The 2,216-nt window shown below is 71.8% G+C and carries 1 protein-coding gene; it reads left to right on the top strand.

Annotation, left to right across the window (positions count from 1 at the left end; genetic code table 11):
• The coding region (locus ACTMTF_RS49280; RefSeq protein WP_441117020.1) for a type I polyketide synthase at positions 1 to 2,216 on the top strand (2,216 nt) is incomplete at both ends.

The raw sequence follows: 2,216 nt of genomic DNA, 5'->3' as shown, positions 1-2,216 counted from the left end.
TTCGTCGTGTTCTCCTCCGGTGCGGCGACCTGGGGCAGTGCCCGGCTGGCCGGGTATGCGGCCGCCAACGCCGCCCTCGACGCCCTGGTGGAGGACCGCCGCAGCCGGGGCCTGTCCGGGACGTCGGTGGCCTGGGGGCTGTGGGGCGGCGGCGGGATGGGCGACGGCCCGGCCGGTGAGATACTCCAGCGTCTCGGAGTACGGGAGATGGATCCGCAGGTCGCCGTCGGCGCGCTGGCGGCGATTCTGGATGCCGGGGAAGATCTGGTCGCGGTCTCGGACATCGACTGGGACCGGTTCGCCACCATTTTCACCATTCAACGGCCCAGCCCTCTGCTGGCCGACCTGCCCGACGCCCAGCAGGCGCTCAACGACACCCAGACGTCCGCCGTCAGCACGCAGGCGGTGGCCGGGACAGAGCTGGGTCGCCGGCTGACCGGCCTCAACCGGGCCGAGCAGGAGCGGATCCTCACCGCCCTCGTCCGGGCCGAGGTGGCCGCCGTCCTCAGGTACGCCTCGGCGGAGGCCGTACCGGCCGGGCGGGCGTTCAAGGACCTCGGCTTCGACTCCCTCACCGCCGTCGACCTGCGCACCCGGCTCAACGCGGCGACCGGGCTGAAACTGCCCGCCACGCTCGTCTTCGACTACCCGACCCCCGCTGCCGTCGTGCAACTGCTGCGGACCGAACTGCTCGGCATCCTCGCCGACTCCGGAGCGCCGATCGCGGCCCACACGGCGGCGGATCCCGGCGAGCCGATCGCCATCATCGGGATGGGCTGCCGGTTCCCCGGTGGCGTCCGCGAACCCGAGGACTTCTGGAACCTGCTGTCCGCCGGCACCGACACGATCGCCGGATTCCCCACAGACCGGAACTGGGACCCCGAGGGCGTCTATGCCGGGATGGACGCAGACGCGGCCACCGCCCTCGTGGGTGGTTTCCTGTACGACGCGGCGGATTTCGATCCGGGGTTCTTCGGGATCAGCCCGCGTGAGGCGATCACGATGGATCCGCAGCAGCGGCTGCTGCTGGAGACGGCCTGGGAAGCGGTCGAGCGGGCCGGGATCGACCCGGCGTCCCTGAAAGGCACCGCCACCGGGGTCTTCGCAGGCGCCGGCTTCGGCGGGTACGGGCACGGCCTGGCCGATGAGGCCGGCGCCGAGGGCTATGTGCTCATCGGCGGCCTCACCTCGGTGATCTCCGGACGTGTGTCCTACACGCTCGGGCTGGAGGGCCCGGCGGTGACGGTGGACACGGCCTGCTCGTCGTCCCTGGTCGCGCTTCATCTGGCGTGTCAGGCGCTGCGTTCGCGTGAGTGCTCGATGGCGCTGGCCGGTGGGGTCGCGGTCATGTCCACCCCGTACGCGTTCTCGGAGTTCTCCCGCCAGCAGGGCCTGGCCTTCGACGGCCGGTGCAAGCCGTTCTCGGCCGACGCGGACGGGATGGGCTGGGGTGAGGGCGCCGGGATGCTCTTCCTGGAGAGGCTCTCGGACGCTCAGCGCAACGGGCACAAGGTGCTGGCGGTCGTGGGCGGTAGCGCGATGAACCAGGACGGCGCCAGCAACGGCATCACGGCACCGAACGGTCCCTCCCAGCAGAAGGTCATCCGTACTGCGCTGGCGAACGCCGGGCTGCGGGCCGACCAGGTCGACGCGGTCGAGGCGCACGGCACCGGCACGGTGCTGGGCGACCCGATCGAGGCGCAGGCGTTGCTGGCGACGTACGGCCAGGACCGGCCGGAGGGTCGTCCGCTGTGGCTCGGTTCGGTGAAGTCGAACATCGGGCACACCCAGACTGCGGCGGGCGTGGCCGCGATCATCAAGATGGTGCTGGCGTTGCAGCATCAGGAACTGCCGCGCACCCTGCACGCCGAGGAGCCCAGCCCGCACGTCGACTGGACCGCCGGCGACGTCCGACTGCTGAACGAGCCGGTCGCGTGGCCGGTCGACGGCCGTACCCGGCGGGCCGGGGTGTCGGCGTTCGGGATCAGCGGCACCAACGTGCACGTCATCCTCGAAGAGGCGCCGGTCCCCGAATCCGAAGACGCGCCCGCCGAGGCGGCCGTCGAGCCTCCCGCCACCGAAAGTCCGCGTTTGCCGGTGTTGTCGGGGTCGGCGGTGGCGTGGTTGGTGTCGGCGCGGTCGGGTGCTGGGTTGGGGGCGCAGGCTGGTCGGTTGGGTGAGTTCGTGGGGGCTCGTCCGGGGTTGGGTGTCGGGGA

Source organism: Nonomuraea sp. ZG12, from assembly GCF_052068115.1.
Lineage (GTDB): Bacteria > Actinomycetota > Actinomycetes > Streptosporangiales > Streptosporangiaceae > Nonomuraea.
This window is presented reverse-complemented; position numbering and strand designations above follow the sequence as displayed.